We start from the raw sequence: 16,558 nt of genomic DNA, 5'->3' as shown, positions 1-16,558 counted from the left end.
CGTCCCGGCCATCGCCACCGGCGATGCGCGAGCGATTTCGATCATGACAAGTTTGAGCTCTTCGCGCTCGTCTCACACCATCGACGTCGCTGAGATGATCCAAACAAAGATCCTGAGTGCGTTTGGATTGGGGAAGCGATCGATGAAAAAAAGTGCCCGCTTCGCCATGAACTGCCGCTAGACATGCGCAGGCTCCTCGCCCCGCCAGCGCGCGTTTGACGTGGAGATCAAAGGCTGCTTGCGACCGGGCTCTCGACGGTTGCGGCCTAGGGTCAACAACCAGAAGAGTCCTGTCGATTGGGTGAAGCCGGATGGCGGCGCATCGTGCTGCCTTCGATTGAACCCGGACGCGTTTGATGTCGCAGGAGCGTTGGGCGCTTCTGGTCGGCATTCCCGAAGTCCGAGCTTCAAATCGGTGACGGCGCTTGGTTTGGAGATTTATTCGCCGTTCTACGCCTCGGCTTTGGCGATCTGCCGATCAATGTTCTTCCGGCCGCCTTGGATACGCGTTCGGAGACGGTAGAGGCAGCGGCGCGGCCTTGTTAACGATGGACGCGTCAACGGTCGACGGTATCGGCTCAACCGCCATTGATCCAGCGCTGGCGACCACCCGTGTCGCCGGCCCGAAGCGCTACCTTCGAGCGCATGGTGTCGCGGAAAATCGTAGCTTGGCGGAGAAACTCGTACGATTGGTAGCGGGGGAGCGCTACCGTCTTTCCCCACACCAACCGAACTTACGATATCTCATCCAGTCCTTCGCATGAGGCAGTTCATAAGTCGCCGCCGTGGCTCAGCTCTTACTCTCTTAGAGACGTACGTTGAAAGGCTACGAACCCGATCGTCGGGCGAAAGCAGCGGAATTCGCGGAAACTCGAAAAGGGGCGCATGTTCGGCACCACCAGGAGAAGCAGTGCGGCGGAGAGAGTGTCAGTCAATCCCCATTGAAAAATAAGCACTTTCGACCTTGCCAAGTAACAAACACTGTTTGACCTACGGCAGAAAAATGGGGCTCCGCCTCCGACAAAAGTCTGTTCCGCCAATGCCCCGTCATCGACAACAATGACATAAAGTGGCTAGCTAGCTAGCGAGCGTTCCGGAACGGACCTCTTCAACACGATCCGCGATCAACTCTTGACCAAGTACATGGCCGCCGACGAGTGCCGTGCAGGATGTCTTCTTGTGACCATCGCAAAGGTTCGCGAATGGGAGCATCCGCAGACCGGCCAGCTCATCGGGTTGCGGCCCGACCCGGCCTTCGGCGCGTCGGGATATTTTCCCGCTTTGATGTCATCCTGAAACGTGATGTGGGCCGAGAGCGCCTTGGCATAGCTGACCTTGTGGGCGCTGCCGAGCGGAAGCAGTTTCGGGGCACGAGTCTGGCCCTCCTTCAGCATCTCCTTCGGCATCTCCCACGGCGAGTAGTACAGGCGCGACTCGCCGAGCACATGCAGGCGCAGGCCGCGTTCCAAGGTGTAGGCCTTCTGCTTGCGCTTGCCGGGGCGCTTGGGGTCCGGCCGCCGTCCGGCAGACCGAGCACGTCGGGAGTCTTGGCGGTTTTCGCGGGCATTTTGCGGGGGTCCCTTTTTTCTCATTCGACTGCGGCGTCAAGAGGCGTAAAAACGCGAAAAGATGCTGCAGCGCAGGCACTTCTGCGATCTGCAGTGAGGTGATGTGAGGCGAAATGCGTGGAGACTGAGGCGGTGTGAAGCTACCGCTGGCTGGGGCGGGAGGGATCGAACCCTGCAACAATCCATTGCCACACAAGGATTTTTCTATTTCGGCCCGCCCGTTTGATTCCATCTTTGATTCAAAGCAAAGTCCTCGTCGGAATGACCGACGACGAGGTGGCCTACATCGAGGCCAAGGGCTGGAAAGCGAGCGTCGTTCCCGAGCTGAGCATCATCCACCACTTCGCGAACTTCTGTGGATGAAACGCCGGAGCTTTGAGGTCCGCCGTATCGCTGGGAGCGTTGGTGCCCAGCGATGGGATCATACGCAACCACCGACACGACGGACCGCTGTTTGTGGCGGCGTGAGCGCTTGGGGCGAAGAGAAACAGAAGTCGTACAGCAATCTGGCCGTGGGACGTCCGACCACAAAAGCGTCGCACGAGACCGTTTTGTTGTCGGCGAGCGCCCCCATAACTTATTGGAGAAGAAGACTCTTTCCTTCGTGGCCGCACCCGGGCTAGAGCTTGGGACCCGCTGATTAAGAGTCAGCCCCGGGTCGAAAACAATCAATGACTTACTGGTCGCACCACTGGGCTTATCCGACCGAAAGTGGGCATTCGTCGCACGATCATAGCCATTGCACTGCCTGGATATCTTAACACGCGCTACTCTGACTTTAGGGGGTCAACCGCGACTACAAGGCGATCGATAGGTTCAAATCGGGGGCGTTCTCGGCTGCGGCTTCAACCTCTTCCTCGATGGCGGATTCGGGAGCAGTCAGCACGTTCGGGCCCTGGTAGTTGTCGATGTAGTCGAGCGCGTCCTCTATCCAGCGGCCCGGCTTCGGCGTGCCGTCGGCTTCCAGAGAATAGCAAACGTTGGACCGTCCAAAAGCGCCCTCCACCCGTGACGGGACCCGGTGCCGGCGTTTGCCCGGCGGCAGCAGAACGCAATCCTTCACAAGGGCTTTGCAGAGATGGCCGTACGCCTTCGGCTTGCCTGGCGAAGGCCGTATCCGCTCCCGCCAGACTTCGGCGTTCCTGTACCACCCGACAATCCAGCAACCGCCACCGACAGGCGCTTTTGCGACAAAAACAACAAGCACCTCCCGCAAACTGTCCTTCCCGGCGACGACGGGGTCGATGCGTTCCAGATTGAGGACTTCACTCCTCATGTTCGGCTGGAAATAACCGTAGAGCCTGCCGGCGGCGGGGTGGAAGTTATAAGCTTCGTGACCAATGTCGGCCTTGTTGTAACCGCCGCCCCCGATTGGCCGCTCGTCGCCTTCACGCGGCCCATCGTACGCCAGCATCCAACCGATGCGCGCAAACACGACGCGCCGCTCTCCATTATCCGAAGCCACGAATCCCCCAGCCTTCTCGCTTGACTTAGCGTCAGTTTATCACGCGCCCGGTCGAACGAAAAAGCGACTTGCCTCGATTCCTCACGAACAGCGGGCCGTCGATCATCGTCGACAGGCAGTTGATGACATCAATAAAAGCAGGCGGATCGATTGATATTGCGATCTCCTGCGGCTACGTCATACTCCAACTTGCAACAACTGGATGATTCAACCTTGCAAACGAGTACCTTCGTCAGCTCCCGCCGGCCAATCAGCTCCCGCACAGTTGGGCGACGATGACCTCCATGAAGGGTTTCACGCCGATTGTTCTCCCAGCCGCAACGACTGTCGTCGCCGCTTATCAGGTGACCAGCGGGCCGCCGGTTGCGGCGATCGCGCGGATACGGTTGTATTCAGCCGAGGAATGGGAGGCCTTCACCAACGAATGGGCGCACTATTTCTTCAAGGGCAAAACGGTTGTGAGGGCGACCGGCGCGGGTGACAAGGGTGTCGACATCGCCGTCTTCGACCCAGGTCAAGATTTTACGGGCGTGTGGGATGGGTACCAGTGCAAACACTACGACGATCCCCTACGGCCTTCCGATATTTACGTCGAACTCGGCAAGGTGCTGTGGTTCTCGTTCAGCGGAGACTATTCCATTCCCCGCAGTCACACCTTCATTGCGCCTCGCGGAATCGGAACGAAGCTCAACAACCTGCTGATGAACCCGGACAAACTGAAGCAGGAACTTATTGCCAACTGGGATAAGTACTGCCGCACCGAAATCACCAGCGCACAGGAAATTGCGCTACAGGGCCCTTTCCTCGCTCACGTCAACGCGATTAGCTTTGCGATCTTCAAGGGCAAGCAGCCGCTGTCGCTGATCGACGAGCATCGAACGTCGCCTTACCACCTGACGCGCTTCGGCGGCGGTTTCCCTGCGCGCCCCCTCGTGGCTTGTGCGCCAACGACCATTGGCCCGAATGAAACCAAATATGTCGAGCAGCTTTATCTTGCGTACGGCGATCACCTCAAGAAGCCCGTTGCGTCGACCGCGGATCTCGGCAAGCCTGCGTTGCGGGAACATTTTTCGCGACAACGCGAGGCGTTCTATCAAGCGGAAGCACTCAGGGTTTTTGTTCGCGATAAGGTCGAGCCAGGCACGTTCGAACGGCTCCAGCACGAAATTTTCGCCGGTGTTGTCGATACCAATGACGACGACTATCCAGACGGATACAGGCGTGTTGTCGCGGTCACAAAAGCGGCGCAGGACATGTCGATTACGGCGAATCCCATCGCACCAATAGCGCAAACTCAGGATCGGCACGGCATTTGCCATCAACTTGCTAATGACGACAAACTGAAATGGACGCGATAGAGCCCTCTCGGCAGCAGGTCACGTTCAACGGCCCGCTCGAAGCCGGCATTCGCGCCGTAGCCCTGCTCGGCGCGGCCTATCCAAAGGCGTTCGATCTGCAGCGCCTGACGGCACTCGACTATTTGCTTGTTAGAACCAAAACCATTGAGGGCGGCCCGGATAGTTTGCATCCACCAACACCGTTGCGCTCGCCCGACGCAGAAGTGCGGCGACGCGTCGTTCATCAAGGGCTGGTTCTGATGATGTCGCGCGACCTTATCGAGCAGGAGACGCAGGCGGCAGGGCTGATGTACGTGGCCGGTGAAAACGCTGCAGCTTTCCTGGATGCTCTTCAATCGCCATACCTCCTCAAGGTCAAAGACCGCTCTCATTGGTTGATCGAGCATTTCAGCAGCTACACTGACGCCGAGTTCAACGCGATCATTCGTCAATATTTCAGAGACTGGATTATTGAATTCCAGGAATTCGAGCGGAGCATCGGTGCCACATGACCGGTTATGCCCGCCTGCAGATCCAGCACGTGAGCTTCCTCGGCCCCGATAAGCCGGCAGCGATCGTCCGCTTCAAATCCGGGTTCAATGTGCTGTACGGCGCGTCCGATAGCTGATCCGAATAGACAACGATCGCATTGTTTTCCCGGATGTCGAGCAGGTAATGTGCGTGATCGACCAAGCGCTCGGTCAGCCGCTTGGCCTCGGCGATACGCTTATTGACGTCCCAAGTGTCGTACACCTGCCGACCTCCCTACGAGATTTGTTAATAGCGATGATCTTAGCCGCCCTAATACCAACCCCAGCACTTGGAGGCACGCCTTACGACGCTATTGCCGCGACAATCAGACAGGCTTGATACGCTCCTCGCTGTTTAGCCTCTCGACTATCTCTCTGATCGGGAGAACCTTCTCGAAAAACTTCTCAAACGCCTCATAGAGCGCCTTGCCCCAGTGCTCGCTGTCCTTGGCATCAAGAAACTCGATCAAGCGCTTATCAAAGGGATCTTCCTGGTAGTGGAAGACCGCATTGCGAAATCGACGAAGACGAGCTTCGTAGTCGTTTGCACCAAGCAGCGCGTCTATGGCTTCATCCTTCAATCCAAGCTCGCGATATCCCTCGATCACGACGTAGAAGAGCCCGTAGAAGACCGCCATCGTCTGCACTTGGGACCATTTCTGGGCTTCCGCGACCAACTGCGGTGGCATGCCTTCCGGAGCTTTGATTTCCAGGTGCATGCGAGCCTTCACAGCGTCGGCAGTGATCCAGTGCTTGTGAAGGGAAGCTATCGGCAGGCGCACTGCCTTCCGATCGTCGTCGTTGGTCTGCATGTGATGGACACTCTTGAGGATGTTCTGGCGCGAGCTATTAAGCTCCAACGGCTACCACTAGTTGCGGCACCATGGTAGCCTCTTCGCGGCAGGAGGAGGTACGGCTTGCGAATCGTCCACGTCGAGGTAGTCAATTTCAGAGGAATCAAGCAGCTCTCGTGGCATCCGGCACCTGGCACCAATTGCTTGGTGGGTCCGGGCGATTCGGGGAAGACGACTGTTCTCGATGCCATCGAGCTGGCGTTTGCTCCGCGCAACAGCGTCACCTTCGACGACACCGATTTCTACGCCGTGGACCCGAAAGCCAACCCGATCGCCATCACGGTCACTATCGGCGGTCTGCCCACTGAATTCCTGAAGGAGGATCGCTACGGCCATTACCTCAGGGGGTGGGATGAGGCCGGTAAGAGCCTGGAAGATGAGCCGGATGAAGAGCAGTCGGGGCTCGAACATGTGCTTTCGATAAGGCTCACCGTCGACCATAGCCTTGAGGCCGAGTGGACACTGTTTAACGAACGGGTCAGGCAGGGCCAGTTGAGCACCAGGGCGCTGGCCTTCCAGGATCGCCAGGACATCGCGCCGAGCCGGCTCGGACCTTATGCAGACCGGCATCTAGGCTGGGGGAGGCAGTCCGTACTCAACCGGATAACCAAGGGTCCGGCGGCATCCCGCGGGCTGATGGCGGAAGCGGGACGTGTCGCGCGCCAGGAATTCTCGAAAGACTCGCAAACGCTGTTCGCTGACACGATAAAGGAGGCAAAGCTGGCCGCTCGGCGGCTCGGCGTGCCGGTGGGTGACCGGCTTCACGCGATGCTCGACGTCCAGGCCATGGGGCTGTCCGGTGGCGGTATCTCCCTGCATGAAGGAGACCTGCCACTGCGCCGGTTGGGCGTGGGTTCGTCGCGCCTGTTCACGGCTGCCCTGCAGGACTACGCCAGAGCCAAGGCGTCGGTTGCGCTCATCGACGAGGTCGAACACGGCCTGGAGCCGCACCGCATATCCAGGCTGCTGCGGGAGCTGAAAAAGGACAAGGCCGACGGTAAGACCAAAGCCCAGGTGTTCATGACCACGCACTCCCCAGTGGTCCTCCAAGAACTCAGTATCGGCGAATTGTATATCGTCAGGCGCCATCCCGAGACGGGCGCTGCGACCATCGTTCCTGCCAACACGCCTTATCCCGGGCTGGACGTGCAGTCTCAGCCGCGCGCAAACCCGCAGGCCTACCTGGCGCCGGCCATTCTGGTCTGTGAAGGAAAGACCGAAGTTGGGCTTGTCAGGGGTCTCGACGACTACTGGGTCAGCAAGGAACGCCTGCCGTTCTCTACCGCCGGGGTCGTGCCGGTGTCCGGCGGCGGCGTCGACAAGGCGCCGGTGACCGCCGGCTACTTCCGCGCGCTGGGCTATCGAGTCGGCCTCCTGCTCGACAGTGACTGCGAGCCAAAGGACGACAAGATCCTGGGCGAACTCAGCTCGGCTGGCGTGACGACCTTTCGCTGGGCCCCGGGCCACGCGACGGAAGATCACCTGTTCCGGGATCTTCCAACTGACGCGGTAGCCACGCTCATCAAGGCCGCAGCGGCCATTCAGGAGAGCGATCAAACGTTTCTCGACCGCCTCTCCAGCAAATATTCCAAAAAGCGTTTTAAATCGGTCGCAGAAGTCCAAAAGGCTGCGGATGATCCCGAACTTCGCGTTGCGCTCGGCGATCTTACAAAGTCGAGGGGCAAGCCGGGTGAGCGCGGGTGGTTCAAGGACATCAGCCATGCCGAGTGGATCGGACGCAGGCACGTCGGCCCGCACCTCGACGAGCTGAAGGGCAAGTTTCCTGAGACAATCGCTGAAATTCGGGCTTGGGTAGACCGTGAGCAATGAGCCCATCGTCGACGCGGTTCTGAGTTCGAGGCTCGGGTCCGTAGTTGCGCCCGCCGGCTGCGGCAAAACCGATTGCATTGCCGACGTGGTGAAGGCCGCGGGCGGCCCGGCCAAATGCCTCGTGCTCACACACACCTTGGCCGGCGTAGATTCATTGCGTCAGCGGCTGAAGGAGAAAGGCGTCAGCCTTAACCGCACGGACCTGGAGACGATTGCCGGCTGGTCATTGAGATTTGCGGCAGCGTTCCCGCGGAGGTCAGGCCTCAGAACCCGCGAGCCCCGCGGTGAGGAATGGCCGGCCGTATACGCCGCTGCCACACGGCTTATTCGCGGTGGATTTGTCACCGGGGTTCTGAAAGCGTCTTACCAACGCGTGCTCGTGGACGAATATCAGGATTGCACCGTCGAGCAGCACGCCCTGATCCTCGCGCTATCGCATAATCTGCCGACTTGCATATTTGGCGATCCGCTGCAGGCGATCTTCGGCTTTCGCAATGAGCAGCTCGCGAATTGGAAAACCGTTACCACCGACTTTCCACAGATCGGCGCGCTCAAAGAGCCCTGGCGATGGAAGCGGGTAAAGAACGACAAGCTCGGGTGCTGGCTCATCGGCATCCGTGACCAGCTGGAGCTAGTTAACCGCGTCGACTTGGCCGCGGCGCCGAGATGCGTATCACACATCATTCCGCAGTCGTCGACTAAGCAAGACCTGCTCAAGGCGAATCTGTCGGCGGGACGATCGGTCAAGCTTCGCGGCGCCGAGACGCTGATCGTCATCGGTGACAAGGCGAGCGAGCTTATCCGCGGATCACTCGCCGCGAAGCTGAAATGCTGCGCAATCGAGCCGGTGGCTTGTCAGACCCTCGGCAGCTTTCTGGAGAAAATCGAGGCTTGTACGGCGCGGGATCGCCTCACTGCGGTCCTAGATTTGGCAGCCGGTGCCATGTCGGGCTTGGCGAGAACCGAATTTGAGCGCCGCGTGGACCGCCTGGCGGGAGGATGGAAGCCTAGGAACAAGCTCACCGAGGCCGAGCGCGCGGCGCTTGATCTCCTCGCATCGAACGAGCTCGCGCACGTCCTCAGCCTCCTGGAGTGCCTGCGGCGGCAGCCCGGCGTGGTGGCCTTCCGGAGAGAACTGCTGTCAGCCGTGCAGAACACCCTCAGGCTGTTGGTCCGGGGCGAGCACTCAACTCTCGCGGAAGCAGCCTGGCACGTTCAGAACAAGATGCGGCACGCCGGGCGGCGCTTGGCGCAGCGGTCTGTCGGGAGCACACTCTTGGTAAAGGGCCTGCAGTTCGATCACGCCATCATCGTTGCACCGGAGAAGCTTAGCCGCAACGATCTGTACGTCGCGCTTACCCGCGCCTCTCGAACGATCACCGTGGTTTCGGCAACCCCAACATTAAGCGTGAAGGCGGTGCCCCCGCCGAAGCCGAGCAAACGGGGGCAAGCGAAGCATGAATGACTCGTCCCTTGGCCTCTCCTTTAACCTGTTAGTACAGGTATGGCTCTGATGCTCTTGTTTCTCGCCTCTGTCATCGAACAGCTGGATCTCGCGCTGGAGCAAATCTCCAAGGGAGACGTGCACTACGCCCGCTTTGGTATCATGCTTACAGACAACGCCGTCGAATTGATCCTTCATCAAATTGCAAAGGACAAGGCGTCAAACCTCAAAATGTACGCCTGGCAGAAGGAGGCTTACGAACATCAGGCGGCATTGGATAGCGCGTTGGGCCGCAATTTCGATGCGAAAATCAAGTTTGCGAAGATCGCGGGCGGCTTATCAGACGAGATCGCGCAGACGATCACAACCATGCACGGCTATCGGAATGAGGTCTACCATGTCGGCCTCAAACACGAATCGCTCCTGCCGGCGCTCGCGCCGTTCTATTTTGATGTCGCGTGCGGCTATCTGAGTTCGTACAGGCCAAAAGGCCTGGGCTGGGGTTCAAACCAGAAATTGCCAGAGCGGTCGAAGAAGTATTTCAAGGGCGACCCATTCTTTTCGGTGGGGTTCGATGACTTCTCAAACGGTTGCAAGGCGCTACGTGAGGCATGTAATCACGATCCGCGTCATACGATTACTGCTCTGGCCGATGAATTGGACGACGTCATTGAACAGCAGGACGTTGGGATCGGCATCATCGCGCGTGGCGTGTACGAAGGACAGCAGACGACGCGCGACGTTGCTGTTCTCGATACCCAGGCCTGGCGCCTTGCCTTTTCGAAAGAGGGCAAGGCATTCGCGGCCCAACGCGGCTGGAACGGCAATATGCGAGAGTTTATCGAGTGGCTTCGAACCAGCTATCCTCACAAGTTTCGATCCGATCCCATCGTTTCGTGGAAGGCACAAGCAAAGCGTCTGCGTGCCGGGAAGGACCCGCACGCTGCATTGTCGACGTACCAGTCCTTCATGGCGTCGACACTCGATCTTCGCGAGGCGATCGACGAGTCAGCGGCGGCGGCGGAACGGGAAATCGACATGCTGATTGATCGCGCGCGTGACAAGTGATCAGACCGGCTCAGGTTCGCGCAATCGTTCCACGAGCCCGCGCGCAGCTTCCAATAACGCTGGCAGATTCTCTTGCGTGATGCTCCAGATGAGTTCGGGATCAACGTCGCGGTATTCATGCCGCAGGAAATTGCCCAGGGTTTCGATCTTGCGCCAGGCAATATCCGGTGCGGCTTCTTTCAGTTCGACAGGCAGGGTCTTGGTGGCTTCCGAGATGATGAGCAATCCATGCTCCACGGCCCGCTGCAGCACCCAAGAATCCTCAAAGTCCATTCTCAATACTCCATCAAGCGCGCGATTGATGGCCTCGACTTCACCGATAATGTGCAAGAGCCGGATAAGGGGCGTTTTGCTGAGCGCCATCAGAAAACGCGGATGGCCTCGCGTTCAACATCATCCCGGATCAACTTTGAGAGACCCGTCCGGGTGCCATAATCGACATTGACGGGCAGCGCCGCTTTCAGAACGTCGTAGGCGCCTATGAAGGCATCGAGATCCAGCTCGGTGCCGGGGGCCCGATCAATAAACACGTCGACGTCGGAGTCGGGGCCTGCTTCATTTCTCGCGTACGAGCCGAACAAGTACTGTCCGCCCACACCAAAGGCCCGCAGTTGCGGTTCTACAGCCTTCAGGCGCGAAATGACTTCTATCGTCTGCATGCGCGTACAATACCACAGCTCCATGGACGACGGCAAAAGGGTCCGCTGACATGCTCCATCAATGCGGTCGCGGTGCTGGCTTGGTCGACACGCATCGTCGTAAAATCGCAAATGCGATTAGCCGCAGAGGCCGTCCCCGTAGTCAATAGCACAATAGGAGGGACCCGCGCGCGCTCGCGGAGTGCCCTCACGGCTTACTCAGCGGCGCGCTGCGGGAGGTTCCTGTTGACCCACGTGGGCGCCGGAATGGTGCAGCCCGGCGGGTGGTGCATTCTAGGAGAGGCAAGCGCATTATCTTCTACATTCCTGGTCAATCTCGGCGCAGACAGCTATTTACATCTCAGTGCGCCAGGACGGCCCAGCAGATAAAGGAGCAAAGTGCAAAACGATCCAATCGAACCCGAGGAAGAAGGGGAATACTATTCACTGCCTGAAGAAGCGCTTCAGTTCCTCCCCGAAGAGTGGCGGAACCATTTCCAAGCGATCGCGGACAATGGACGCGCTATCCTCGAATCTGTCGACAAGGAATTGTCGCAGCTTGTCAGAATGTCGAAGTCGTTCACCTCGCTGGTAGCCTTGAAGCATTCGGCAAAGCGGCTGTCAGAATACAAGTTCGCCGCCGACATGGATGCCATACTCGAACTCGATATGCTCACGACGGTATTTGTCGTGACCTATGTTCGCTTACACCAGGATGGAAGCGGCAGCGGCTTCTCCCGCAATAGCCTTCCCGCCAAGCTCCGCGGGGTGCATGATCATATCATCGACATAAGGAACAAGAGATTCGCTCATAACGACGATCACCACTCCGTCTCGAACGCGATGGAGATCGGCTTTGAGGGCAACCGCTTTCTCGTCAAATTCGATCTTACGCTCGAATATCAAGTTGGAGGCGCCACAGAGTGGCAGGAGTTGGTCAAATTCCTCGACGCAATGACCGTCGATAAGATGAAAGGGCTACTTATTCGGCTCAAGGAGAAAACCGGTCACGACTGGGTCTGGCCGGCCGGCCCCGCGCCAGACTGAGCGGCTGGCACGGCTCGCACATGCTGTACCGTCAATGCCTCATGCGTTTTCCCGTCTTCCCAGCTCATCGTGAGCCAGCTGGTCGACGGAGGGTAAGAAATGATGATCCTTGCTGGCCGATACCTTGCCCCCCGTAGAAAGGGATATTTGTCGACATCAAGCGGTTCGAGCAACAACACGAAGCCCAGGCCCAGGATGTTCAGCGCCAACGCTTCGATATCCTCTTGAGCGTTTGTGAGGGGCTGTAATTGGAAGCGCGGGCGATTCGACGTCCGATCGCCCGCGTTCATGGTGCAATAGAGGCCGGCACCCTCCGGCCAGTGGCGCGGGTCGTCGAGCATGTCCAGTATCGCGGAGTCCCGCGAGAACGCGCCGGAAAGGGGGGTCCGCCCCCTTGCAAGATTCTTCGAAACTGCAGCGGCCTTGGCGGTCTTTAGGAGCCACCTCTCTATGTCATGCCCCGAAACAAGGGCGTGCCTCATCCTCTCGTCGCGTTCGAGATACGATTTTAGCGCTGCAAAGAAATAGTGCGCTGCGTCGTCGAGCGGATGCAGCGTGCTGTTGTGCTTGGTGCATAAGCAGTTCGTACGCAGGCTTTGCGGCGCCAGTATCTTCTCCTCGTCCGGCGCAAGCCAGGGCAAACCCCCAATCGAAAACTCGCCGTCTCCCATCAGAACCCTTATTACCGACTCTGAGATGATGTGTTCGCCCGAGATGGGGGCAACGCACGACGCCAGCTCCTTCATGTAGCACTTGGGCACACTCGACGACCGTGGAAGCGACTTCAGCCCGAGAGTGGCGGCGGGCTTGTACCACTCCTTGCCGTTGAAGCAACAAAGGCGCGCGGCTTTCTTCGAGCCACAGGGACAGGGGCCGTTTAGAATCGCCTCTCGTTTTCGCCTCGCCTCACCCATCGGCCAGCCCCTGGATTGTTCGAGGCCTAGCGATAGCCCCTCTTGAGCTTCTTCGTCCGTTCGAGGCCAGAGCAATGTCAGCTGCGCCCCGACTGCGATAGGTTTCGATACGAACCGTACCGGCACGGCCGATGCGACCCCATTCCCGGACGAGCGAGCATTCACCGAACAGCGTGGGCTGTACGTCCAGCTTGTAGAACCGCGCCATATTGCGGTGGTTATCGATGCGAGTGAGCATGATTGTGGTCATGCGTTTTCCTCCTCTTCTTGTTTTTTGATTGATCCAAGCGAGTCTGCAGCCGGCTCGATGCCAAGCAGACGCTTTGCGTCGTCCCGCAGCTCGCCTTTCGGCGAAACGAAGCGATAAAGCGTCTGGCGCGTGACACCGAGCTCATCGCAGAGCTTGCCGACCTGCGTGTCACGGCTGGCCATGCCAACCTGGGCCAACCGCACCTTCGCCGGAGTCATCTTGAACTTGCGACCCCCTCTCCGGCCCCGAGCCCGGGCTGACGCCAGCCCCGCCCGGGTGCGCTCTGAGATCAGCTCGCGTTCGAACTCGGCCAGCGCGGCGAAGATCCCAAAAACGAGCTTGCCGCTGGCCGTCGTGGTGTCGATCGACGAACCGTGACCGGTCAGCACTTTAAAGCCGACGCCGCGCTCGACGAGGTCATGGACAGTGTTGACGAGATGGCGCAGATCCCGGCCAAGCCGATCAAGCTTCCATACAACGAGGATGTCGCCTTCCCGCACCGCCTTCAGGCAGGCCGCAAGACCGGGGCGGTCATCGCGGCGGCCGGAGGCCCGGTCCTCGTAGAGGTGATTGGTTTTGATGCCAGCAGCAAGCAAGGCATTCCTCTGCAAGTCCAAAGTTTGAGAGCCATCCGCTTTGGATACCCTCATGTAGCCGAGTTGCATCTTCCTCCTGTCACTCAAACGTTCGGTTACGTGACAGTCCTGGCGAAAGACCCCAGCAAACGAAAATCCGTCACTTATCCCGTATTGCAGACTAAGGCTCACAAACGGATTCCGACAAGACGTTGAGTGACGTTCCTAATCAGTTGTGTTGCAGAGTTGTGTTCATGGGTGCCCTCTCGGCCTCCAGAGATTCGTTTCCCTGGAACGACCCGGATGCTAGGCTCTGTCCAGAGACGATATCTTGGTAATCATGCAGCTTGTCAGCCCAGAAGAATGGGATCTAGCGGCCCTTGCTGATGATGGGCGCCGAGCAGGGCTTCTCAATCCGCCATCACCGCGCGAGCTGATCCAAGCCGTCGTCAAAGACGCCGAGCACTCGGCCAGTCAAGGCAGGGTCCATCTAGCGTGGGAGCCGGCAATCGATCAGGATGCTCCGGCCGATGCCGCCCGCCTCTGGGCGCGAATACCCGTCACCGAGACCACTTTCGACCAACTCTTTAACGGTCGCAGCCGCTACCGCGCTCAATACTACCTCTCGCCCAAGCAAGGCCTGATCTTCAATCGCGCTATCGTCGACTGCTTGATCCCAGCGGTTGAGCAGGCATACGCCCTCACTCCGCTCGCCGTGCCATTCGAATTGGCAGAGCAATCAATTCGTGAGGCGCACTCAAAGATCTGGATTTTCAAGGACCAAGAGGCGTTCGACGAGGCCCCGGAAAATGTTCTGAATCCGCCGCGCTGGGTCGACAACCAGGCTACTCGTGGCCGGCGCATCCCGCTTCCAACTCATTTCTCGATCGACCTAAAAGGAACGTTCATCAATCCGAAGACCGGGAGGCCGTGGGTGCACGAATATAAGCTCGACCGCGCCGAAGACCTCCATGCCAGAGGGTTTGTGTAGCTCCGACACGGCGCAACTAGCCGTGTCACTAGCCCGCCCAGCGAACTGACAGCCACGCACCGCGCCGCGAAGCGGGACGCAAGGCCATACGGGCCGCCCCGGGCGGCTGGAGATGTGCCGGCCTTAGATTGACAAGTTAAGCGTGTACACCCATCTCCTTGAGTAAACATAGCCCTCAAGGAGCCGGGATGGCTTCGATCTATGCGCTATATTCCTGTCGTGACGGGAGGGTGCGGTACGTCGGATTGACGACCGGCACCACTGATCGGCGTTTCTACCAGCACCGCCGGGGGCCATACGACGGCATAGGCGTCGTGCGAAGCTGGATGCACGACGAATGGCGGGACGGCTTTCCGGTTCGCATCGCATTGCTGGAGCGGTGTGAATACAACGTCGTCGACGAACGCGAAACTCACTGGATCAACCTGTTCGACAATCTCTTGAACGAACGAAAATACTACCGGCCACACCTGCGGGAGTCCTACAGAGCGAGGACGCCCAAAATCCCCAGCATCAATGCATACATGCGGCATCATATTTTCAACTTCGAGGGCAGACATGGTGTCCACTATCGGCACAGCATTGATATGTATTTTGTCCTCGTGCCGGATCGGCGCGAAGGCCTTCGCCCTTTGATTGGCGACGAGCTTCCCGGAGGGAGCCGGCCGATGTGGTTTTCTGATCTGGCCCGGGCGCTCAACGCACGTGACCGGTATCGAAGCTTTTTCCCAAAAGATCAGTGGCCGCGCGATCGACTATCCGTAGCAGCTTAGGCATTCTTAGCCGACCAAGGAACCTGTTCGCCGGCCGGCAGTAGGAGGGTTTGCTCGCCACACAGCTCTATGTCGCGCTTACGCAACCCGCAAAATGGGGACCTTGCTTCCAGAGGTTCTATCGGCATTTCACACGTGTCGTCATCTTGGAGGTCAGCCCATTGTGTTCACGATCGGTCTCTGATCAGCCTACTCGTTCGGAATCGTCCAGAAGGGCAGCGCCGTCGCTACCCCTATCGCGCTTTGCCCGCGAGCTTTGTATTTTGCCTTGCCGCTGACGAATTCGACCGGACCAAACACGGTGAACCAGTCCATGAGGGGGTGGGTGTCCATAAACGCAGGAATCGCGGCTATCAAACGATCAATGAGCCTGACATTGCCGTACTTCTCGACGTGCGCCAGCACAGAACACGCGACCTGATGCAGGTCCTGGCGCAACTCCATCAGCTCCGCGTTGAGCGCGCCAAAATCGACTTTGTTGGGCAAGTCGCCGAGAGTGGACTGAGCGCCGGATTCCTGCTGCTGCACCCTCAGCAGACCCGTGTCTTTACGCCGGCGTTTGAAGTCATCTATCAGCCTCAGAATCGGTCGAGTATGGTTCATCTTTGTCACTTGGCTTCCCCCACCCTCAACAATCCGAGCCACCCGCTGTTTTCGACGTAGTCATCGTAAAATCGCAAATGCGACAATGCGATTAAGCCAGTTTTCGGAATCGATCGACCAATTGACCGTACCGAGCACCATTTTCGCCGGGAAAATGCTGACACCATGCGGCAAGGAACCGTTTCTCCAATTCCGGCCTCTTTTCACGCCGCAGAATGATGGCAATGCGCCAGGCATAGTACGGCGCCGGCACTTCGCCAATCTTCAGATATTTGGCGAAGGCCTCGGCAACGATGGCCGTCTGCTCTCCGAGATCGTTATTGATTGCTTTTAGATGATTTCGAAATTCGCCTTCATTCAATGAAAGAAAAGCAGGACCGGATGACGCTTGATTCCAGGTTTCGCCGGTCGCAAGCATTCGCTCGACAACAACATGTTGGCTGGCGGACAAATCAGCGATCTCTTGACGGGACAACGGCGGCGTCTGCTCCATGCACTCGATCAACACGAGCAGTGCATCGTAATCGAGTTCACTCGCCTTATCTCCAGACAAAATAAAAGACCCCTTCTCCTCTTCCCATGCCACCTTTACTAGTTAGTTGCCCAAGCCGGATTGTAGGTACGGCCGAAACGGATGGCGGGACAGCAGAACAAGCTTATACTAAGAAAGA

19 protein-coding genes are annotated in these 16,558 nt (G+C 58.5%); 8 read left to right on the top strand and 11 right to left on the bottom strand.

All coding sequences use genetic code 11. The annotated features are described in order from the left end of the window. Window positions 1-1,124: 1,124 nt before the first annotated feature. A complete protein-coding gene (locus tag ACR9YP_RS12870) occupies window positions 1,125-1,469 on the bottom strand; it encodes a hypothetical protein (RefSeq protein WP_474220056.1) in 345 nt (114 codons plus the stop codon). 895 nt (window positions 1,470-2,364) lie between these two features. Beyond that, window positions 2,365-3,003, bottom strand: a complete 639-nt coding sequence (locus ACR9YP_RS12865; RefSeq protein WP_474220053.1) for a hypothetical protein — start codon at window positions 3,001-3,003, stop codon at window positions 2,365-2,367. Window positions 3,004-3,317: 314 nt separating this feature from the next. Here ACR9YP_RS12865 and ACR9YP_RS12860 point away from each other — a divergent pair, with 314 nt between their 5' ends. Both ACR9YP_RS12860 and ACR9YP_RS12855 read left to right on the top strand, forming a co-directional pair. After that, window positions 3,318-4,391, top strand: coding sequence for an ABC-three component system protein (locus ACR9YP_RS12860; RefSeq protein ID WP_474220051.1), 1,074 nt, complete (start codon window positions 3,318-3,320; stop codon window positions 4,389-4,391). Then, window positions 4,379-4,882, top strand: a complete 504-nt coding sequence (locus tag ACR9YP_RS12855) for an ABC-three component system middle component 2 (protein WP_474220049.1) — start codon at window positions 4,379-4,381, stop codon at window positions 4,880-4,882. Before ACR9YP_RS12860 ends, ACR9YP_RS12855 begins: the two co-directional genes overlap by 13 nt. A 4-nt stretch (window positions 4,883-4,886) precedes the next feature. Here the strand turns inward: ACR9YP_RS12855 and ACR9YP_RS12850 are convergent, their stop codons facing one another. Together ACR9YP_RS12850 and ACR9YP_RS12845 are read right to left on the bottom strand one after the other, a co-directional pair. Next, on the bottom strand, window positions 4,887-5,123 hold the full coding sequence (locus ACR9YP_RS12850) for a hypothetical protein (protein WP_474220047.1): 237 nt from the start codon (window positions 5,121-5,123) through the stop codon (window positions 4,887-4,889). Window positions 5,124-5,226: 103 nt separating this feature from the next. Next, window positions 5,227-5,712 carry a hypothetical protein gene (locus ACR9YP_RS12845; RefSeq protein WP_474220045.1) on the bottom strand — a complete coding sequence of 162 codons (486 nt, stop codon included), beginning with the start codon at window positions 5,710-5,712 and terminating at the stop codon, window positions 5,227-5,229. Between the two features lie 105 nt (window positions 5,713-5,817). Here ACR9YP_RS12845 and ACR9YP_RS12840 point away from each other — a divergent pair, with 105 nt between their 5' ends. Genes ACR9YP_RS12840 through ACR9YP_RS12830 form a run of 3 tightly spaced genes read left to right on the top strand, consistent with a single transcriptional unit; the run spans window position 5,818 to window position 10,096 of the window. Further along, entirely contained in the window at window positions 5,818-7,584 is a 1,767-nt protein-coding gene (locus tag ACR9YP_RS12840; RefSeq protein WP_474220043.1) for an ATP-dependent nuclease, read from the top strand. Next, a complete protein-coding gene (locus ACR9YP_RS12835; RefSeq protein ID WP_474220040.1) occupies window positions 7,574-9,049 on the top strand; it encodes a UvrD-helicase domain-containing protein in 1,476 nt (491 codons plus the stop codon). The genes ACR9YP_RS12840 and ACR9YP_RS12835 overlap by 11 nt, the downstream gene beginning before the upstream one ends. 48 nt (window positions 9,050-9,097) lie before the next feature. Then, a complete protein-coding gene (locus tag ACR9YP_RS12830) occupies window positions 9,098-10,096 on the top strand; it encodes a hypothetical protein (protein ID WP_474220038.1) in 999 nt (332 codons plus the stop codon). Here ACR9YP_RS12830 and ACR9YP_RS12825 read toward each other — a convergent pair whose 3' ends face one another. Beyond that, the gene (locus ACR9YP_RS12825; RefSeq protein WP_474220037.1) at window positions 10,097-10,459 is read right to left on the bottom strand and encodes a HepT-like ribonuclease domain-containing protein; all 363 of its coding nucleotides are present in this window, start codon (window positions 10,457-10,459) and stop codon (window positions 10,097-10,099) included. Continuing rightward, window positions 10,459-10,755, bottom strand: coding sequence for a nucleotidyltransferase family protein (locus tag ACR9YP_RS12820; protein ID WP_474220036.1), 297 nt, complete (start codon window positions 10,753-10,755; stop codon window positions 10,459-10,461). Before ACR9YP_RS12820 ends, ACR9YP_RS12825 begins: the two co-directional genes overlap by 1 nt. A 378-nt stretch (window positions 10,756-11,133) precedes the next feature. Between ACR9YP_RS12820 and ACR9YP_RS12815 the strand changes: the two genes are divergently transcribed. Beyond that, complete coding sequence (locus ACR9YP_RS12815; RefSeq protein ID WP_474220035.1) at window positions 11,134-11,781, top strand: hypothetical protein; 648 nt, start codon at window positions 11,134-11,136, stop codon at window positions 11,779-11,781. Here ACR9YP_RS12815 and ACR9YP_RS12810 read toward each other — a convergent pair. From ACR9YP_RS12810 to ACR9YP_RS12800, 3 genes are read right to left on the bottom strand one after another with little or no spacing between them, the layout of a single operon-like run. After that, window positions 11,742-12,695, bottom strand: a complete 954-nt coding sequence (locus tag ACR9YP_RS12810) for a hypothetical protein (protein WP_474220034.1) — start codon at window positions 12,693-12,695, stop codon at window positions 11,742-11,744. The two genes, ACR9YP_RS12815 and ACR9YP_RS12810, sit on opposite strands and share 40 nt — an antisense overlap. Further along, window positions 12,688-12,945, bottom strand: coding sequence for a WGR domain-containing protein (locus ACR9YP_RS12805; RefSeq protein WP_474220033.1), 258 nt, complete (start codon window positions 12,943-12,945; stop codon window positions 12,688-12,690). Before ACR9YP_RS12805 ends, ACR9YP_RS12810 begins: the two co-directional genes overlap by 8 nt. Beyond that, window positions 12,942-13,610 (bottom strand): recombinase family protein, encoded by a 669-nt coding sequence (locus ACR9YP_RS12800; RefSeq protein ID WP_474220032.1) that lies wholly within the window; start codon window positions 13,608-13,610, stop codon window positions 12,942-12,944. Before ACR9YP_RS12800 ends, ACR9YP_RS12805 begins: the two co-directional genes overlap by 4 nt. Window positions 13,611-13,860: 250 nt before the next feature. Between ACR9YP_RS12800 and ACR9YP_RS12795 the strand changes: the two genes are divergently transcribed. Together ACR9YP_RS12795 and ACR9YP_RS12790 are read left to right on the top strand one after the other, a co-directional pair. Continuing rightward, on the top strand, window positions 13,861-14,511 hold the full coding sequence (locus ACR9YP_RS12795; RefSeq protein WP_474220031.1) for a hypothetical protein: 651 nt from the start codon (window positions 13,861-13,863) through the stop codon (window positions 14,509-14,511). Between the two features lie 188 nt (window positions 14,512-14,699). Beyond that, on the top strand, window positions 14,700-15,284 hold the full coding sequence (locus ACR9YP_RS12790; protein WP_474220030.1) for a GIY-YIG nuclease family protein: 585 nt from the start codon (window positions 14,700-14,702) through the stop codon (window positions 15,282-15,284). 189 nt (window positions 15,285-15,473) lie between these two features. On the opposite strand, the gene ACR9YP_RS12785 is transcribed toward ACR9YP_RS12790, so the two are convergent. Together ACR9YP_RS12785 and ACR9YP_RS12780 are read right to left on the bottom strand one after the other, a co-directional pair. Further along, window positions 15,474-15,896: a hypothetical protein gene (locus ACR9YP_RS12785; RefSeq protein WP_474220029.1), complete on the bottom strand. Its 423-nt coding sequence runs from the start codon at window positions 15,894-15,896 to the stop codon at window positions 15,474-15,476. Window positions 15,897-15,978: 82 nt separating this feature from the next. Then, window positions 15,979-16,440 carry a hypothetical protein gene (locus tag ACR9YP_RS12780; RefSeq protein ID WP_474220027.1) on the bottom strand — a complete coding sequence of 154 codons (462 nt, stop codon included), beginning with the start codon at window positions 16,438-16,440 and terminating at the stop codon, window positions 15,979-15,981. Between the last annotated feature and the right edge of the window lie 118 nt (window positions 16,441-16,558).

This window comes from Bradyrhizobium sp. BR14999 (assembly GCF_056106085.1).
The sequence above is the reverse complement of the archived record's forward strand: the minus strand, read 5'-3'. Positions and strand labels throughout refer to the sequence as shown.

Excerpts from the sequence above, each read along its gene's own strand:
- ACR9YP_RS12800 (WP_474220032.1), bottom strand. The coding sequence starts at position 13,610 with ATGCAACTCGGCTACATGAGGGTATCCAAAGCGGATGGCTCTCAAACT.
- ACR9YP_RS12820 (WP_474220036.1), bottom strand. The coding sequence starts at position 10,755 with ATGCAGACGATAGAAGTCATTTCGCGCCTGAAGGCTGTAGAACCGCAA.
- ACR9YP_RS12830 (WP_474220038.1), top strand. The coding sequence starts at position 9,098 with ATGCTCTTGTTTCTCGCCTCTGTCATCGAACAGCTGGATCTCGCGCTG.
- ACR9YP_RS12795 (WP_474220031.1), top strand. The coding sequence starts at position 13,861 with ATGCAGCTTGTCAGCCCAGAAGAATGGGATCTAGCGGCCCTTGCTGAT.
- ACR9YP_RS12790 (WP_474220030.1), top strand. The coding sequence starts at position 14,700 with ATGGCTTCGATCTATGCGCTATATTCCTGTCGTGACGGGAGGGTGCGG.
- ACR9YP_RS12845 (WP_474220045.1), bottom strand. The coding sequence starts at position 5,712 with ATGCAGACCAACGACGACGATCGGAAGGCAGTGCGCCTGCCGATAGCT.
- ACR9YP_RS12855 (WP_474220049.1), top strand. The coding sequence starts at position 4,379 with ATGGACGCGATAGAGCCCTCTCGGCAGCAGGTCACGTTCAACGGCCCG.
- ACR9YP_RS12860 (WP_474220051.1), top strand. The coding sequence starts at position 3,318 with ATGAAGGGTTTCACGCCGATTGTTCTCCCAGCCGCAACGACTGTCGTC.
- ACR9YP_RS12805 (WP_474220033.1), bottom strand. The coding sequence starts at position 12,945 with ATGACCACAATCATGCTCACTCGCATCGATAACCACCGCAATATGGCG.
- ACR9YP_RS12810 (WP_474220034.1), bottom strand. The coding sequence starts at position 12,695 with ATGGGTGAGGCGAGGCGAAAACGAGAGGCGATTCTAAACGGCCCCTGT.
- ACR9YP_RS12825 (WP_474220037.1), bottom strand. The coding sequence starts at position 10,459 with ATGGCGCTCAGCAAAACGCCCCTTATCCGGCTCTTGCACATTATCGGT.